At 74.3% G+C, this 16,958-nt stretch carries 14 protein-coding genes; 7 read left to right on the top strand and 7 right to left on the bottom strand.

Translation table 11 applies throughout. The features are described from left to right. Window positions 1–10: 10 nt before the first annotated feature. On the bottom strand, window positions 11–1,177 hold the full coding sequence (locus ACIBR0_RS09230) for a PQQ-dependent sugar dehydrogenase (RefSeq protein WP_396713763.1): 1,167 nt from the start codon (window positions 1,175–1,177) through the stop codon (window positions 11–13). Window positions 1,178–1,262: 85 nt separating this feature from the next. Between ACIBR0_RS09230 and ACIBR0_RS09225 the strand changes: the two genes are divergently transcribed. The 5 genes from ACIBR0_RS09225 to ACIBR0_RS09205 all read left to right on the top strand — a co-directional run bounded on the left by ACIBR0_RS09225 (window position 1,263) and on the right by ACIBR0_RS09205 (window position 9,534). Further along, window positions 1,263–2,627: a glutamine synthetase family protein gene (locus tag ACIBR0_RS09225; protein ID WP_396713761.1), complete on the top strand. Its 1,365-nt coding sequence runs from the start codon at window positions 1,263–1,265 to the stop codon at window positions 2,625–2,627. Between the two features lie 10 nt (window positions 2,628–2,637). Further along, entirely contained in the window at window positions 2,638–3,993 is a 1,356-nt protein-coding gene (locus tag ACIBR0_RS09220; RefSeq protein ID WP_396713759.1) for an aldehyde dehydrogenase family protein, read from the top strand. 5 nt (window positions 3,994–3,998) lie between these two features. Then, window positions 3,999–4,766: a 3-oxoacyl-ACP reductase gene (locus ACIBR0_RS09215; RefSeq protein ID WP_396713757.1), complete on the top strand. Its 768-nt coding sequence runs from the start codon at window positions 3,999–4,001 to the stop codon at window positions 4,764–4,766. Window positions 4,767–4,821: 55 nt separating this feature from the next. Beyond that, on the top strand, window positions 4,822–5,559 hold the full coding sequence (locus tag ACIBR0_RS09210) for a gamma-glutamyl-gamma-aminobutyrate hydrolase family protein (RefSeq protein ID WP_396713755.1): 738 nt from the start codon (window positions 4,822–4,824) through the stop codon (window positions 5,557–5,559). A 267-nt stretch (window positions 5,560–5,826) separates the two neighbouring features. Continuing rightward, window positions 5,827–9,534: a SpoIIE family protein phosphatase gene (locus ACIBR0_RS09205; RefSeq protein WP_396713753.1), complete on the top strand. Its 3,708-nt coding sequence runs from the start codon at window positions 5,827–5,829 to the stop codon at window positions 9,532–9,534. A gap of 45 nt (window positions 9,535–9,579) precedes the next feature. Here the strand turns inward: ACIBR0_RS09205 and ACIBR0_RS09200 are convergent, their stop codons facing one another. Beyond that, window positions 9,580–9,894: an STAS domain-containing protein gene (locus tag ACIBR0_RS09200; protein WP_357033862.1), complete on the bottom strand. Its 315-nt coding sequence runs from the start codon at window positions 9,892–9,894 to the stop codon at window positions 9,580–9,582. 95 nt (window positions 9,895–9,989) lie between these two features. On the opposite strand from ACIBR0_RS09200, the gene map reads away from it, so the two are divergent. Together map and ACIBR0_RS09190 are read left to right on the top strand one after the other, a co-directional pair. Continuing rightward, window positions 9,990–10,847 (top strand): type I methionyl aminopeptidase, encoded by an 858-nt coding sequence (gene map, locus ACIBR0_RS09195; RefSeq protein ID WP_396713751.1) that lies wholly within the window; start codon window positions 9,990–9,992, stop codon window positions 10,845–10,847. Next, a complete protein-coding gene (locus tag ACIBR0_RS09190; RefSeq protein WP_396713749.1) occupies window positions 10,844–11,557 on the top strand; it encodes a VIT1/CCC1 transporter family protein in 714 nt (237 codons plus the stop codon). The genes map and ACIBR0_RS09190 overlap by 4 nt, the downstream gene beginning before the upstream one ends. Window positions 11,558–11,564: 7 nt before the next feature. Here the strand turns inward: ACIBR0_RS09190 and ACIBR0_RS09185 are convergent, their stop codons facing one another. Genes ACIBR0_RS09185 through ACIBR0_RS09165 form a run of 5 tightly spaced genes read right to left on the bottom strand, consistent with a single transcriptional unit; the run spans window position 11,565 to window position 16,953 of the window. After that, complete coding sequence (locus tag ACIBR0_RS09185; protein ID WP_396713836.1) at window positions 11,565–12,290, bottom strand: nucleotidyltransferase domain-containing protein; 726 nt, start codon at window positions 12,288–12,290, stop codon at window positions 11,565–11,567. Between the two features lie 51 nt (window positions 12,291–12,341). After that, window positions 12,342–12,842, bottom strand: coding sequence for a nitroreductase/quinone reductase family protein (locus tag ACIBR0_RS09180; protein ID WP_396713747.1), 501 nt, complete (start codon window positions 12,840–12,842; stop codon window positions 12,342–12,344). Between the two features lie 60 nt (window positions 12,843–12,902). Further along, the gene (locus tag ACIBR0_RS09175; RefSeq protein WP_396713745.1) at window positions 12,903–15,617 is read right to left on the bottom strand and encodes an FtsX-like permease family protein; all 2,715 of its coding nucleotides are present in this window, start codon (window positions 15,615–15,617) and stop codon (window positions 12,903–12,905) included. Then, window positions 15,614–16,348, bottom strand: coding sequence for an ABC transporter ATP-binding protein (locus ACIBR0_RS09170; RefSeq protein ID WP_396713744.1), 735 nt, complete (start codon window positions 16,346–16,348; stop codon window positions 15,614–15,616). The genes ACIBR0_RS09175 and ACIBR0_RS09170 overlap by 4 nt, the downstream gene beginning before the upstream one ends. Further along, entirely contained in the window at window positions 16,345–16,953 is a 609-nt protein-coding gene (locus ACIBR0_RS09165) for a PadR family transcriptional regulator (protein ID WP_396713742.1), read from the bottom strand. Before ACIBR0_RS09165 ends, ACIBR0_RS09170 begins: the two co-directional genes overlap by 4 nt. Window positions 16,954–16,958: the final 5 nt, after the last annotated feature.

Here is a 16,958-nt window from a genome sequence, read left to right as displayed (position 1 = left end):
GCGGCCGGGCTCAGCGTGCGGCGGGCGCCGGCAACACCGGAGGCTGCGGCGTCCGCCCGCCGGGCGTGAAGCGCAGGACACGGTCGTCGTCCGGCCCCGGCGGGGTGCGGCCGTCGCGGTTGCTGGTGGCCACCCACAGCGATCCGTCCGGTGCCAGCTCGACCGTCCGGAGCCGGCCGAACGCCCCGACCAGCTCGGCGGTCGGTACGCCCACCCGACCGGCGTCGTCGACGGGTACGGCCCACAGCCGGGTGCCCCGCAGGGCGGCGACGTAGAGGATGCCGGCGGCGAAGGTCGCGCCACTCGGGGACGCCTCGGCCGGCGACCAGACCACCACCGGGTTCCGGAAACGGGGGTCGGTGCCGATCCCCTCCACGACCGGCCAGCCGTAGTTGCCGCCGGGGACGATCCGGTTCACCTCGTCCCACCGGCCCGCCCCCAGCTCGGTGGCGAACAACCGGCCCCGCGCGTCCCAGGCGAGCCCCTGCACGTTGCGGTGGCCGTAGCTGTAGACCGGCGACCCGGGGAACGGGTTGTCCGCCGGCACGCCACCGTCCGGGCGGATCCGCAGGATCTTGCCGTTGCGGCTGGTCAGGTCCTGTGCCAGACCCGGCACCAGGGCGTCACCGGTGCCGACGTAGAGCATGCCGTCGGGGCCGAACGCGAGGCGACCCCCGTCGTGGGCGGTGGCCCGGGTGACGCCGCTGAGGATCACCTGGGCGGACGACGGCCGGCCCAGCCGGAACCGGACGACCCGCAGGTCCGAGGTGGTGGTGAAGCAGACGTAGACCAGTCTGTCCCGACCGAAGGTGGGGGAGACGGCCAGGCCCAGCAGACCGGCCTCCCCGCCGGCGACGACACCGGGGATCCGGGCCACCTCGCGGGGCGGGCGGCCGGGCCGGATCCGCAGGACGCTGCCCTGGTTCCGCTCGGCGACCAGCGCGCTGCCGTCCGGTAGGAAGTCCAGCCCCCAGGGCACCTCCAGACCGGTGGCGACGACCTGCGGCCGGCCGAAGTCGTACCCGCCGGCCTCCGCCGGGGCGACGCGACCCGGCGCGGGCGGTGGCTGCGCGTCCACCCGGGCCGGCGTGGGTGGTCGGTCGGTCGCCTGGGCGTGGGCGGTGCCCAGGCCGAGCGCGAGGGCGGTGACGACGGCGAGGACGGCGTGTCGGCGCATGGGAACTCCTCCGTGGGGGACGACCGGTGACGGGCATTGACGGTGATCGCGGGAGCGAGTAGACCTTGGTGATGGAGACCCGCTGATGAGCAGAACGCCGTTGACGCTGGAACAGTTGCGGGTCGCCGTCGCCGAGGGCGAGATCGACACCGTGGTGCTCGCCCTGGTCGACATGCAGGGGCGGATGCAGGGCAAACGCTTCCACGCCCCCTACTTCCTGGATCAGGTCGTCGCCCACGGCAGCGAGGGCTGCAACTACCTGCTCGCCGTCGACGTCGACATGAACACGGTCGACGGGTACGACATGTCGAGTTGGGAACGCGGCTACGGCGACTTCGCGATGGTGCCGGACCTCGGCACGCTGCGCCGGGTGCCGTGGCAGCCGGGCACGGCCCTGCTCCTGGCCGACCTGGAGTGGCTGGACGGCTCCGGTCCGGTGGTCGCCTCGCCCCGGCAGGTCCTCCGCCGCCAGCTGGACCGGCTCGCCGCGCACGGCCTGACCGCGTACGCGGGCACCGAGCTGGAGTTCGTGCTCTTCCGCGACTCGTACGAGGACGCCTGGCGCAGTGGCTACCGGGACCTGACCCCGGCCAACCAGTACAACGTGGACTACTCGCTGCTGGGCACCGCCCGGGTCGAGCCGCTGCTGCGCCGGATCCGCACCGAGATGGCCGGTGCCGGGCTGACGCCGGAGAGCGCCAAGGGGGAGTGCAATCTCGGCCAGCACGAGATCGCCTTCCGGTACGACGAGGCGGTGACCTGCGCCGACCACCACGTCATCTACAAGAACGGGTCGAAGGAGATCGCCGCCCAGGAGGGCGTGTCCATCACCTTCATGGCCAAGCCGAACGCGCGGGAGGGCAACTCCTGCCACATCCACTTCTCGCTGCGGGACGCCGCCGGCTCCTCGGCGATGCTCGGCGACGGGCCGGCGCACCTGAGCGTGACCGGGCAGCGGGTGCTGGCCGGGCTGCTCGCCACGATGCGCGAGTTCAGCCTGCTCTTCGCCCCGAACGTCAACTCCTACAAGCGGTACCAGCCGGGCTCGTTCGCCCCGACCGCGCTGCGCTGGGGCACCGACAACCGCACCTGCGCGCTGCGGCTGGTCGGTCACGGGCAGGGTATGCGGGTGGAGAACCGGGTGCCCGGCGCCGACGTCAACCCGTACCTGGCCATCGCGGGCCTGGTCGCGGGGGCGGTGCACGGCGTCGAGCGGGAGCTGGAGCTGGGCGACGAGTGCACCGGCAACGCGTACGACGACGCCACGGCCGAGCGGGTCCCGGGAACCCTCCGCGACGCCCTCACCCTCTGGGAGTCCTCTCAGGTGGCGCAGGAGGCGTTCGGCCCCGAGGTGGCCGCCCACTACGCCAACGCCGCCCGCGTGGAACTCGCCGCCTTCGACGCGGCCGTGACCGACTGGGAACTCTTCCGTGGCTTCGAACGCCTCTAACCCCCCGCGCGTGACGGACGTGGTGAACCCGGCCACGGGGGAGGTTGTCGCGCGCGTTGCGGCGACCTCGCTCGGGGAGACCGACGCGGCCATCGCGCGGGCGGCGCGGGCGTACGAGTCGTGGCGGAACGTCGCGCCGGGGGACCGGGCCCGGTTGCTGCGGCGGTTCGCGGCCGTGGTCGACGACCACGTCGAGGAGTTGGCGGCGCTGGAGGTGCGCAACTCCGGGCACACCGTCGGCAACGCGCGCTGGGAGGCGGGCAACGTCCGCGACGTGCTCGACTACTACGCGGGTGCGCCGGAGCGGCTGACCGGCCGGCAGATCCCTGTGCCGGGGGGCCTCGACGTCACCTTCCACGAGCCGCTCGGCGTGGTCGGGGTGATCGTGCCGTGGAACTTCCCGATGCCGATCGCGGCCTGGGGCTTCGCTCCCGCCCTGGCGGCGGGCAACACGGTCGTGCTCAAGCCCGCCGAGCTGACTCCGCTCACCGCCCTGCGGCTGGCCGAGCTGGCCCGCGAGGCCGGCCTCCCGGAGGACGTGTTCACCGTGCTGCCCGGCGCGGGAAGTGTGGTGGGCGAGCGGTTCGTCACCCATCCCGCCGTCCGCAAGGTGTGCTTCACCGGTTCCACCGAGGTCGGCACCCGGATCATGGCCGGCTGCGCCGCACAGGTCAAGCGGGTGACGCTGGAGCTGGGCGGCAAGAGCGCCAACCTCGTCTTCGCCGACGCGGACCTGGCGAAGGCGGCGGCCACCGCGCCGTACGCCGTGTTCGACAACGCCGGCCAGGACTGCTGCGCCCGCTCCCGGATCCTGGTCCAGCGACCGGTGTACGACCGCTTCCTGGAGCTGCTCGAACCGGCCGTGCGCGCCCTGCGGGTGGAGGACCCGGCCGCCGAGACCGCCGAGATGGGCCCGCTGATCTCGGCGGGCCAGCGCGACCGGGTCGCCGGCTACGTCGACGACGCGACCGTCGCGTTCACCGGCTCCTGCCCGGACGGCTCCGGCTTCTGGTACGCCCCGACGGTCCTCCTCGCCGACTCGCCCGCGGACCGGCACTGGCGGGAGGAGGTCTTCGGCCCGGTCGTCTCGGTGCTGCCGTTCGACGACGAGGCCGAGGCGGTCCGGCTCGCCAACGACACGGAGTACGGGCTGTCCGGCTCGATCTGGACCCGGGACGTGGGCCGGGCGATCCGGGTGGCGCGGGCGGTCGAGTCCGGCAACCTCAGCGTCAACTCGCACTCCTCGGTGCGGTACTGGACTCCGTTCGGCGGGATGAAGCGCTCCGGGCTCGGCCGCGAACTGGGGCCGGACGCGCTGCACGCCTTCACCGACGTCAAGAACGTCTTCATCGCCACGGAGGAGTGAGCATCGTGCAGGGACGTCTGGAGGACCGGGTCGCCGTGGTGACCGGTGCGGGCAGCGGGATCGGGCTGGCGACCGTACGGCGGTTCGCGGCCGAGGGGGCGCGGGTGGTCTGCGTCGACATCGACACCGGGGCGGGCAGGCGGGCCGCCGACGAGGTGGGCGGCGAGTTCGTCGCGACCGACGTCGCCGACGAGGCGGCCGTGCGGGACCTCTTCGACGGGGTCGTCGCCCGGCACGGGCGGGTGGATGTCGCCTTCAACAACGCCGGCATCTCGCCCCCCGACGACGACTCCATCCTGGAGACGGGCCTGGACGCCTGGGAGCGCGTCCTGCGGGTCAACACCACCAGCGTCTACCTCTGCTGCAAGTACGTCATCCCGCACATGCGGCGGCAGGGGAGGGGCTCGATCATCAACACCGCGTCGTTCGTGGCCCTGATGGGGGCGGCAACCTCGCAGATCGCGTACACCGCCAGCAAGGGCGGGGTGCTGGCGATGACCCGGGAGCTGGGGGTGCAGTTCGCCCGGGAGGGCATCCGGGTCAACGCGCTCTGCCCCGGCCCGGTCGCCACGCCCCTGCTGCTGGAACTCTTCGCGGCCGATCCGGAGCGGGCCGCGCGCCGGCTGGTGCACGTGCCGATGGGGCGGTTCGGGGAGCCGGAGGAGATCGCCGCCGCGGTCGCCTTCCTGGCCAGCGACGACTCGTCGTTCATGACGGCCGCGCAGTTCGTGGTGGATGGGGGCATCACCGGCGCGTACGTCACGCCCCTATGAGCGCGAGGAGTGAGCCGGGCCTGCGAGCCCCGCAGTCGCGAACGGTGCCAGCGCTATGAAAAGGCCGGTCATCGGCATCACCGCGTACGTCGAGCCGGCAAGCTGGGCGGCGTGGCGGGACGTGCCGGCGGTGCTGGTTCCGGAGGCGTACGTCCGGGCGGTGACCGCGGCGGGCGGGCGGGCCGTGGTGCTGCCGCCCGACGACCGGGACCCCGGCGTGCTGGAGGTCGTCGACGGGCTGTTGCTGGCCGGCGGCGCCGACGTCGACCCTGCACGGTACGGCCAGCTTCCCGCCCCCCGCACCGAGAGCCGCCCGGTCCGGGACGCCGGTGAGCTGACGCTGGTCACCGGTGCTCTCGCCACCGACCTGCCGGTGCTCGGCGTCTGCCGGGGGATGCAGCTGCTCGCGGTCGCCACCGGCGGCGCCCTGCACCAGCACCTGCCCGACCTGGTCGGGCACGACCGGCACCGCCCGGCCCCTGGCGAGTACGGGGAGCACCCGGTGCGCTTCGCCGCGGGCAGCCTGGCGGGGCGGGTGATGGCCGGGGCGGACCGGGTCAACTCGTACCACCACCAGGCGATCGCCGACCCCGGCCGGTTCACCGTGACCGGCTGGTCCGACGACGGGGTGGTGGAGGCGCTGGAGGACCCGGACCGGCCCTTCCTCCTCGGGGTGCAGTGGCACCCGGAGAACGAGCCGGACCCGAGGCCGATCGCGGCCCTGGTGGACGCCGCCCGGGAGTGGACCGACCGGCGACCGGCCGGTCACCGGTCGGAGGTGGGGCGGGCGTAGGCCCCAGCAGGGCCCTGTGCTCCACATCACACTGTCATCCGGTCGATCGCGCGTATCCGGTCCGCACAGACGCCGGGGTGGTCGACCGGCCGGCAGGTTGCGGGTGGGTGACGTCCCGATGAGGCGGAGGTAAGCAGCGCATCCCGCGCCATATGCGTTACGTTGCTGGTCCGTCCGGGTAGAAGGCGGTCACGCCCGATCGATCTCGGCGGGACGTGCCCGGGTGACGATCGAGCCGGGGTGGACATGGCCGGAGCGGGAGGCTGCATGAGCTCGGCCCAGCAGGGCGCGGAGCGGGGAGGACCCTCTCTCGGCGCCGGTGACCGGGATCTGCCGCCGCTGCTCGCCGCGGCCTTCGCCGGTGGCGGCGAGATGGGCGGGCGGCTGCGGGCCTTCGACTGGTCGACCACCTCGCTCGGCACCCCGGACTCCTGGCCCTCGGCGCTGTGCCACGCAATCAGCACGATGCTCGCCTCGCGGTCGCAGATCGCGATGTTCTGGGGCCCGGACCATCTCACCTTCTACAACGACGCCTACCTCCCCACGATCGGCACCAAGCATCCCGCGGTGATCGGGCAGCCCGCGCGGGAGCACTGGGTGGAGACCTGGGACGTGCTGGGGCCGGTACTGGAGGGTGTCCGCCGCACCGGGGAGCCGTACCACGGCGAGGACCACCCGTTCGTCATCGACCGGTACGGCTTCCTCGAGGACGTCTACTTCGACGTCTCGTACGACCCCGTCCGGGACCTCGACGGCAGCGTCAACGGCGTCTTCTGCATCGTCTCCGAGACCACCGGGCGGGTGCTCGGCGAGCGCCGGCTGCGCGCCCTGGCCGAGCTGGGCGGCGAGCTCGCGGAGGTGGGCAGCACCGCCGAGCTGGGCCGGTCCGCGGCGCAGGTGTTCGACCGGCACCGGGCGGACGTGCCCTTCGCGTTGATCTACCTGCGGGACGCCGACGGCGGCTTCGGCCTCGCCGGTTCCAGCGGCCTCGGCCCGGGCACCGTCGTCGTGCCGTCGCCGGTGCTGCTCACCGAGATCGCGGTCGACGGCGCGACCGCCACCGTCGCCGCGACCGACCTGGTCGACGCCGTCCCCCCGGACGCCGACGAGCGGGCCCTCGTGCTGCCGATCACGGCCGCCAACGAGACGGTGGGCACGCTGGTGATGGGTGTCTCCCGCCGGCTCGCGCTCACCGACGACTACCGCAACTTCTTCGACCTGGCCGCCGCGCAGCTCTCCCGGGCCGTCGGCAAGCAGTTGGCGTACGAGCAGGAGCGGGCCCGGGCCGCGGAACTGGCCGCGCTGGACCGGGCGAAGACCAACTTCTTCGCCAACATCAGCCACGAGTTCCGGACCCCGCTGACCCTGGTGCTCGGCCCGCTGGAGGACCTGCTCGCCGATCCGGTGCTGCCCATGGCGTACACGGATCGGCTGACCATGATGCACCGCAACGCGCTGCGGCTGCTGAAGCTGGTCAACACGGTCCTCGACTTCTCCCGCCTGGAGTCCGGCCGGCTCGCCGCCCGTTACCAGCCGACCGACCTGGCCGGCTACACCGCCCGGCTGGCCAGCACGTTCCGGTCCGCCATCGAGCGGGCCGGCCTGCGACTGACGGTGGACTGCCCGCCGCTGCCCGCGCCGGTCCACGTGGACCGCGACATGTGGGAGAAGATCGTCCTCAACCTGGTGTCGAACGCGGTGAAGTTCACCTTCGACGGGGAGATCCGGGTGCGCGTGCGGGTGATCGACGGGTTGGCCCGGCTGGAGGTCACCGACACCGGCGTGGGCATCGTCGCGGAGGAGCTGCCGCACGTCTTCGAACGCTTCCACCGGGTGCCCGGGGTGCGCTCGCGGACGCACGAGGGCACCGGGATCGGCCTGGCGTTGGTGCGGGAGCTGGTCGAGATGCACGGCGGTCGGGCCGACGTGACCAGCCGGGTCGACGAGGGCAGCACCTTCACGGTGACCCTGCCGTTCGGCTCCGCGCACCTGCCGGCCGACCGGGTGAGCGACGTCTCCTCCGCGGGCGGGCACGAGCTGGCGCAGGCCGACCTGTACGTCGCGGAGACCGCGTTCTGGACCGACGACGAGCGGACCGACGCCGGTGCCGAAGGGGCCGCCGGAGCCGACGGCGCCGGACGTCCCGAGACCCTCGGTGCGACGTCCGCCCCGTCCGGGCGGATCCTCGTCGCCGACGACAACGTCGACCTGCGCGCGCACGTCACCCGGCTGCTCGCCCCGTCCTGGGAGGTCGTGACGGCCGCCGACGGGCTGGAGGCGCTGCGGCTCGCCGTCGAGAGCCCCTTCGACCTGGTGCTGACCGACGTGATGATGCCCCGGCTGGACGGATTCGGCCTGGTCGCGGCGCTGCGCACGGACCCGCGGACCCGGCACGTGCCGATCGTGCTGCTCTCCGCCCGGGCCGGCTCGGCCGAGGCGGTCGCCGGCCTCTCCGCGGGCGCGGACGACTACCTCACCAAGCCCTTCTCCGGCCAGGAGCTGATCGCCCGGGTCCGCGCGAACGTCGAGCTGGGCCAGCTGCGTGGCCAGATCATCCGCCGGCTGCGCGCGCTGGCCGACGCGGCGGTCGCGGTCAACACCGCCCGCTCCACCGCCGACGTGCTCCAGGTCGCCGCGCGGCACGCGCTGAACCTGGCCGAGGCGGCCCGGGTCGTGGTCGACTCCACCGGAGCGCGGTACGAGGCCGACGGCGGCGGGATCACCTCCATCGAGCCGTCTCTGGTGCTGCCGCTGACCGGCACCGCCGGGGAGCAGCTCGGCGAGCTGCGGGTCTGGCGATCGGAGTGTGACGGCGCGGACACCGACGAGGCGGCCCTCACCCAACTGGCCCGACTGGTCGGCGTACGGCTGGAGAACGCCCAGCTCTATGAGGCCGAGCACCGCATCGCCACCACGCTCCAGCACAGCCTGCTGCCCCGCTCGCTGCCGCAGCTGCCCGGCGCGGTGGTGGCCAGCCGCTACCTGCCGGGCAGTGCCGACGTGGAGGTGGGCGGCGACTGGTACGACGTCGTGGCGCTCGCCGACGACGAGCTGGTGCTGGTGATCGGCGACGTGGTCGGCAAGGGCGTCCGGGCCGCCGCCGCGATGGGTCAGCTCCGCAACGCGCTGCGGGCGTACATCCTGGAGGGCTTCGACCCCGGCGCGTCACTGACCCGGCTCAACCGGCTCGTCGGGTCCACCGAGGGTCGGTCCTTCGCCACGGTCGTGTGCCTCTGCTTCAGCCCCCGTACCGGCCGGCTGCGGTATGCCAGCGCCGGCCACCCGTCCCCACTTCTGATCCGAGGAGACGACGTGGCGTTCCTGCACGACCGAGCCCTCGGCCCGCCGGTCGGGGCGATCCCGGACGCCACCTACCGGACGGTCGAGGGGGAGCTGACACCGGGAAGCCGGCTGTTGCTCTTCACCGACGGCCTGATCGAGGACCGGCAGCAGGGCATCGACGAGGCGCTGGCGCAGTTGCGGTCCGACGCGGCGGGCTACGGCGACCACGTGGCGGATCTGGTCGACGCGGTCGTGGAACGCGTCGCCGGGCGGCCCCTGCGCGACGACGTGGCGGTGCTCGCCCTGGAGGCCGCCGAACTCAACCGGTTCGCGCTGCGGCTGCCCGCCGACCCGACCCGGCTGAGCGTGCTGCGCAAGCGGCTGGAGGGCTTCCTCGTGGCGCACGCCGTCGGCGAGACCGACCTGTTCGACCTCACCGTGGCGGTCTCCGAGGCCGCCGCCAACGCCATCGAGCACCCGGTCGACCCGGTCGAGCCGACGATCACCGTCGAGGTGACCATCGAGGACCGGACCGTGGTGGCCACGGTGCGGGACACCGGCCGGTGGCGGGAGTCCACCGGCACCGGCTTCCGGGGGCGCGGGCTCTCGCTGATCCGGGCGTTGGGGGAACTGTCGGTCCGTCGCACCGAGCAGGGGACGGACGTGACGTTGCGCCGGCGGCTGCGCGACTGAGCCGGACCCCGGCGGCGGTCGGCCGGGCCGGCGCGCGCGGACCGGTCAGACGGCGCGGAGCCAGGCCTGGTCGCCCAGGCCGGAGATCTCCAGCACCCGACCGACCTGGCGTGACGGCAGCACGTCGAGCGTGCCGGGGAACTGCTGGGCGAGCCGTACGACGGCGTGGATGGCGGCCGAGTCGAAGAAGGTGACCGCGCGCAGGTCGAGCGTGACCCGCCGGGCCGGCTCCCGCAGGGCGGTCTGCAACATCGTGTCGGCGGTGGCCATGTCCACCTCGCCGGTCACCACGACACGGAGGTGATCGCCGTCGAGCTCCGCGCTGGCGGAGAAGACGGGAGGTGCGCCCCCTTGATCCACGGAGACACCATGGCACAGCGGACCTGGCGGGGCAACAACCGCCGGCGGCGGGCGGTGGCGCCGGTCACCCGGATGGCCGGCGATAGGCTTGTGTCATGACCGTCCGTGCGCCGCTGACCCCAGGCACGCTCTCCCCGTTGCGGCCTGTGCCCGCCCACATCCCGCGACCGGAGTACGTGGGCAAGTCACGTCCCCGTGAGTGGCGTGGCTCGCACGTGCAGACGGCGGAGACCATCGAGAAGATGCGCGTGGCGGGGCGGCTCGCGGCGCGCGCCACCCAGCTCGCCGGGGAGTACTGCAAGCCGGGTGTGACCACCGACGAGATCGACCGGGTGGTGCACGAGTTCCTCTGCGACCACGGCGCGTACCCGTCGACGCTGGGCTACAAGGGCTTCCCCAAGTCCTGCTGCACCAGCCTCAACGAGGTGATCTGCCACGGCATCCCGGACTCCACCGTGCTGCAGGACGGCGACATCATCAACGTGGACGTCACGGCCTACCTCGACGGGGTGCACGGCGACACCGACGCCACCTTCTGCGTGGGCGAGGTGAGCGAGGAGGCGCGGCTGCTGGTCGAGCGCACCCACGAGGCGATGATGCGCGGCATCCGGGCGGTCGCGCCCGGTCGCCAGATCAACGTGATCGGCCGCGTGATCGAGTCGTACGCGAAGCGCTTCGGCTACGGCGTGGTCCGGGACTTCACCGGGCACGGCATCGGGGAGGCCTTCCACAGCGGGCTCTTCGTGCCGCACTACGACAGCCCGCGGCCCACCGACGTCATGGAACCGGGCATGACGTTCACCATCGAGCCGATGATCACCCTCGGCACCTACCAGTACGACATGTGGGACGACGGGTGGACCGTGGTGACCAAGGACCGGAAGTGGACCGCGCAGTTCGAGCACACGATCGTGGTGACCGAGGACGGCCACGAGATTCTGACCCTGCCGTGACCGACACCCCGGCGGCGCTGCGGGAGGCGCACCACGCGGACGTGTCCGGGGGCTGGCTGCGTCCGGCGGTGTTCGGCGCGATGGACGGTCTGGTCACCAACATCGCCCTGATCGCGGGCGTGGGCGGCGGCGGTGTCTCGCCCCGCAGCATCGTGCTCACCGGCACCGCGGGCCTGGTGGCCGGCGCGATCTCGATGGGCCTGGGGGAGTACACGAGCGTCCGGTCGGCCAACGAGCAGGTCGCCGCCGAGGTGGCCAAGGAGCGGCGGGAGCTGGAGCGGCACCCGGAGGCGGAGGCGCGTGAGCTGGCCGAGGCGTGGGTGGCACGGGGCCTCCCGCAGGACCTCGCCATGCAGGTCGCCCAGGCGGTGCGGCGCAACCCGGAGGAGGCCCTGCGGGTCCACGTCCGGGAGGAACTGGGCGTCGACCCCGACGACCAGCCCAGCCCGTGGGCGGCCGCGATCTCGTCGTTCCTGTTCTTCTCCGTCGGTGCCCTGGTGCCGCTGCTGACGTACCTGTTCGGCGCGACCAGCCTGTGGCTGGCGCTGGCCGTCGGCGGGGTGGGCCTGTTCGTCGCCGGTGCCGTCGTCGCCCGCTTCACCGCCCGGTCCTGGCTGCTCGGCGGCCTGCGTCAGCTGCTGCTCGGCGCGCTGGCCGCCGCCGCCACGTACGGGATCGGCGCCCTGATCGGCGTCCAGGGCGGGCTGTAGGCGCCGGTCAGCCGTCGAGCAGGTCGTCGACGGTGCCGTCCACCGGGCGGCCCCGGGCGGCCAGCTCCTCGGCCTGGCGGGCCAGCACCGCGCCCACCTCGGTCATGTCCGCGCCGGCCAGCCCGGTACGCCGTACCGCGTCACCGGGGTCGCGGAAGTAGGTGCGGCTGAGCAGGCCGTGCACCGTCGCCGCGGCCAGCCGTGCCTCGCCGAGCATCAGCAGCGCCTGGTCCGTCTCGTACCACTCGGCCAGCCGGGCGGCCCGGGCGTGCGCCGCGCTGCCCCGGTACCAGGCCCGGCGGGCGGCGGTGCTGAACTCGGCCGGTCGCGCCCGGGCCAGCCGGCCGAGGTGCTCGTCACGCAGCGTCCGCAGCCAGCCGGTCGGGTCGTGCAGGGCCCGGGTGGTGACGTACCGGTCGGCGGTCAGCGGCCACAGTGCCGTGATCACCTGTGCCTGCCGGAGGTAGTCGTCCGCGGCCGTCACGGTCAGGTCGACCAGGACACCGTCGACCCGCCGGGTCGACGCGGGCGGTCCGCCGCCCGGCCGGTAGGTCACCACCAGCAGCCCGACCTCACCGTCGCCACCGCCGTCGTCGTCGCCGTGGGCCAGCGGGCCGTGCACCGCCACGGCCAGCACGTCGGCGGGGAAACGCCGCTGTGCGGCGTTGGCGACCCGTTCCGCCACCGTCCACCGTGGATCGTCGAGGTACGCCTCGTCGGCCCCGTCCCGCACGTCCACGCCGCTCACCTCACGCCGGCTCGACCGAGGACTTCGACACAGACCCTAGCCGCGGCCGTCCGGTCCGGCCGGCACGCCGCGCCCGGTCGGCACCAGCCGGAAGATGCGGATCTCCCGGCCGCCGGCCCGCTCGACGTACGTGCGGTAGGCGGGCCACTCGCTGACCAGGAGCTGCCACAGCCGTTCCCGTTCGGCGCCGGTGGCCACCTCGGCGCGTACCGGGAGCCGGCGCCCCTTGACGTCCACCTCGGCGGTCGGGTCGGCGAGCAGGTTCATGGCCCACCCGGGCTGGTGCGTCTGGCCCCAGTTCGAGCCGATCACCACGTACGCGTCGCCGTCCGGCACGTACAGCAGGGGGTTGCTGCGCGGCAGCCCGGAGCGGCGGCCGGCCGTCGTGATGACCAGCGAGGGAATGAGCCCCAGGGCGACCACCCGACCCCGGGTGAGCCGGCCGACCATCCGGTCGGCGGGGACGAGCAGGCGGGCGGCGGCACCGAACCAGCGGTGGTGACCGACGCGGCGGGTGAGGGTTCCCAGTACGGACACGGAGTCAGTGTGCCGGCTGGCCGCCCCGCGCGGCACCCCCGGACCGGTCATCTCCCGACCTCAGTCGAGACGGCGCTCGACCGGCAGCCGGGAACGGGTGAACAGGCCGGCGCCGAACATGGCGACCAGCGGCACCACGACCAGGACGCCGAGCGTGCTCCACGGGACCACCAGCGGGAACGCGGGCTCGACCGGCCAGGTGCCGGCGTGGTGGCGGTTGACGGCGGTCAGGATGATCAGGGCCGTTCCCAGGCCGGCGAGGACCCCGAGCAGCGAGCCGACCACGGCGATCACCCCGGCCTGGCAGAGGGAGAGGACCCGGCGTACGCCCGGTCCGGCACCGACCGCCGCGAGGGTGGACAGGTCGGCGCGGCCCTCGGCCGCCGCGAGGCCGGTGGCCGCGCCGGTGGCGCCCACGGCGATCACCCCGGCCGCCACGGCCAGCAGGAGCAGGAAGGGGCGGACGGGGGTCTGCGGGTCGCCGCCCTCGACCGTCACATGCACCCCGCCGACCGGCCGGAGCGCGGTGGCGAACCGGTTCCGTCGCTCCGGGTCGGTCACGCCGTCGGCGGTGAACGCCCACCCCGTGTGCCGCGGGGTCAGGCCCAGCTGGTCGGCGGCCGGACGGGAGAGCACGAGGCGTGGCACCACGAGGTCCACGTCCAACGCGTACCCGGTGACGGTGGTGGTGTCGGTGGTCGTCACCTCGGGGTCGGCCGTGCGGTCCACGCCGACCGTCAACCGACCGTCGACCACGTAGCGCGGATCGGTCACCACCGCCCCTCCGGCCCGCAGCACGGCCGTGGCGGCCGCCGTCGCGGACGGATCCGCTCCGACGAGGATCGGCAGGGATCCGCCGTCGTCCACGGTCACCTCGAAGTAGGCCCCGTAGACGTCGTCCGGGCCGCCCCGGCAGCGCTCGTCCGCCCGGGCCCGTCGGCGGTCGCCCTCGCTCAGCTCGGCCCCCGGAAACCACGGGCAGACCCGGTCCGGCGGCAGGACCGGCAGCACCTGGCACGCCGCGCCGGTCGCGCACCTGGCCTCCACCACAGGTACGGGAGTCACCGCGCTGCCGAGGTGTTGCCGGGCCGCCTCGACGACCCGGTCGTGGTCGGGCGGGCCGGTCGGGTCCCTCGGGTCCGTCCGGCCCACGAGCACGCTCCCGGCCGGCAGGCTCGGTTCGTACATCCGCGCGTCGCGGGCGTCCTCGCTGGCGATGTAGGCGCCGAGGGCGACGCTCGCGGCCACCGCCGCCATCACCGCCGAGATGGCCGGGGCGGCCGAGGACCGGTTGCGGCTGGCGTCGCGCAGGGCGATCCGGAGCGCCACCGGCAGGGCGTGGCCGAGGCGGGCGATCAGCCCCACCAGCGCCGGGGTGGCGCAGACCAGTCCGAGTTCACCGAGGACCAGGCCGGCGAGGACCACCGTCGGCGACGTCCGGTTCGCGCCGACGGCGGCGATGCCGGCACCGACCGCGACGAGCGCCGCGCCGAGCACCGGCCACCGATGCCGGTACGCCGCCGGGGTGCGCCGCCCGGCCAGTCCCGCCACCACGTCCTGCCGGGCGGCCGTCCACGCCGGCACCAGCGCGGCGAGCACGCCGGCCAGGACCGCGACGGCGGCGATCAGCAGCAGCGCCTCCGGCATGAAGCGGTACCCGCCGAAGCGCGCCTGGAACAGGTACCGCTCGCTCAGCGGACGGAACGCCACGGCCGTGGCGACGCCGAGCAGCACGCCCACGGCGGCGCCGACCGCACCCAGCACCAGCCCGTCGGCCAGGACGATCCGGCGCAGGTGGACGGCGTCCCCACCGGCCACCGCGACCAGCGCCAGGTCCCGACGCCGCCGGCGTACGCCCACCGCGAAGGCGGGCCCGACGAGCAGCACGACCTCCAGCAGCCCGAGCCCGCCGACGAGCACGGCGGTGCTCATGCCCTCCAGGTCCACCGCCGAGGGGAAGTTCCCGTACCGGGCCTCCGTCCCGGGCGGCGGACCTGGCACGGGAATCCGGGCCTGCACCACGAAGCCGTGGTCGTTGAGCCGCCGGACCAGGTCGGCGTCGACGGCGCCGGGCAGGTCGACCAGCAGGGTGGTCTCGGCGCCTCCCGGTCGTGCCGGTGCCTCCGGCGGCAGCGCCACGACCGGGCCCAGATGGTCCGGGAACTCGACCACCCCGACGACCGTCCAGGTGCGCGAGCCGTCCCCGGACGTCACCCGACCCCCGAGGCGGACCTTCAACCGGTCCGACGCGACGTCGTTGACCGCGATCTCGTCGGAGCCCACCGGAGCCCGGCCGCGCAGGGACCGGGCCAGCCCGCGTCCGAGCGGGTCGGTCAGGTCGACGGCCCGGGCCGCCACGGTGTCGTCGACACGGTCGCCGACCAGGGCCTCGAAGTAGGTCTGTCGCTGCACGGGCAGCACCCGGGACCCGGCCGGGAGCAGTCCGGCGGCCGTCGCGGGATCGACCGGGCCGGCCACCGCGCTCTCGCCGTCGCGGGGGCCCCACCCGTCACCCCACCCGGTCTGCACGATCGGCTCCGCCATGGCCGGCAGCAGTTCCACGTCGGCGGCGCCGAGTTGGCGGTCGATCCGTTCCGCCCGGGTGAGTTCCGACATGTCCCAGGTCGCCGCGGTGAACGACAGGCCCAGCACCGGCAGGACGATCATCACCAGGATCAACGCCGTACGCCCGCGCGCCCGCCGCGCCTCCCGCCGGGCCACCCGGAGCGCGACCCGCCACGATCCGGCCGTGCCGGTGAGCCGGTCCGGCCTCACCGACCGCTGCCGGTGAGCAGTTGCGCCACGTCGCCCAGGGGCGCGGTCGAGTCGACCAGCACCCCGTCCCGCAGGAACACCACCCGGTCCGCCCACGCGGCGTGCCGGGCCTCGTGGGTGACCAGCACCCCGGCCGCCCCGGCGTCGACCCGTCGGCGCAGCAGGTGCAGCACGGCCTCGCCGGTCTGCGAGTCCAGCGCACCGGTCGGCTCGTCGGCGAGGACCAGGCGGCGCTCGCCGACCAGGGCCCGGGCGATGGCGACCCGCTGCTGCTGGCCGCCGGAGAGCTGGTCCGGGAAGCGGTCGCCCAGGTCGGGCAGGCCCACCTCGGCCAGCGCGTCCAGGGCGAGGCGGCGGGCCGGTCGTACGCCGGTCCCGTCCAGTTCGAGGGGGAGCGCGACGTTCTCCACGGCGGTGAGGCTGGCGATCAGGTTGAGGTCCTGGAAGATGTAGCCGACCCGACGGCGGCGCAGCCGGGCGAGACGGCGCCGGTCCAGGTCGCCGAGCACCTGGCCGTCCACGACCACCTGGCCGGCGCTCGGGCTGTCCAGGCCGCCGGCCAGGGCCAGCAGGGTCGACTTGCCCGATCCGGAGGGGCCCATGACGGCGACCAGCTCGCCGGGCGCGACGGTGAGGCTGACCCCGCGCAGCGCGTGCACGGCCGCCGGACCGGCGCCGTGGGTGCGGTGCACGTCGCGGACGTCGAGGACCGCGTCGTCGGCCGTGGTCACCGGCGCGCCTCCTGGTCCGTCCGCTCCACCGCCCCGGAGGTTCCGGCCGCCCGGACCGTTCCGGGCGGGCCCGGGGAGCCGGTCGTGGTCGGCCGGTACCGCACCAGGCTGCTCTCGCAGTGGTCCAGCCAGCGGACCTCCGCCTCGGCCTGGAACACCATCGCGTCCAGCACCAGACGCCAGGGCAGGTCCTCCGGCCGGTCGCTGGCGTACTTCAGTCGGGTGAACTCCTGGAGCGTCCGCATGGTGGCGCTGCGCTGGGTCTGCACCACCGACCGCACGTCGACGCCGGGGGTGGTCAGGGCGAGCGCGAGCTTGATGGCCAGCTCGTCCCGGGGACGGTCGGTGCGGCTGATCGGGGTGGCGAACCACAGGGTCAGGTCGGCCCGGCCGGCGTCGGTGATCTCGTACGGGCGCTGCCCCGCCTCGCTCTCCGGCAGCGAGCGGACCAGCCCGTCGCGTTCCAGCCGGGCGAGGGTGGTGTAGACCTGCCCGATGTTCAGCGGCCAGGTGGATCCGGTCGACTCCTCGAACGCGGCGCGCAGCTGGTAGCCGTACATCTGGCCACGTTCGAGCAGGGCGAGCAGGCCGTGACGGATGGACACCTCAC

It is taken from the genome of Micromonospora sp. NPDC049497 (genome assembly GCF_044465805.1).
Lineage (GTDB): Bacteria > Actinomycetota > Actinomycetes > Mycobacteriales > Micromonosporaceae > Micromonospora.
This window is presented reverse-complemented; position numbering and strand designations above follow the sequence as displayed.

What these genes read in the sequence shown, in the direction of transcription:
- ACIBR0_RS09225 (WP_396713761.1), top strand. Translation starts at nt 1,263, where the DNA reads ATGAGCAGAACGCCGTTGACGCTGGAACAGTTGCGGGTCGCCGTCGCC.
- ACIBR0_RS09205 (WP_396713753.1), top strand. Translation starts at nt 5,827, where the DNA reads ATGAGCTCGGCCCAGCAGGGCGCGGAGCGGGGAGGACCCTCTCTCGGC.
- map (WP_396713751.1), top strand. Translation starts at nt 9,990, where the DNA reads ATGACCGTCCGTGCGCCGCTGACCCCAGGCACGCTCTCCCCGTTGCGG.
- ACIBR0_RS09210 (WP_396713755.1), top strand. Translation starts at nt 4,822, where the DNA reads ATGAAAAGGCCGGTCATCGGCATCACCGCGTACGTCGAGCCGGCAAGC.
- ACIBR0_RS09230 (WP_396713763.1), bottom strand. Translation starts at nt 1,177, where the DNA reads ATGCGCCGACACGCCGTCCTCGCCGTCGTCACCGCCCTCGCGCTCGGC.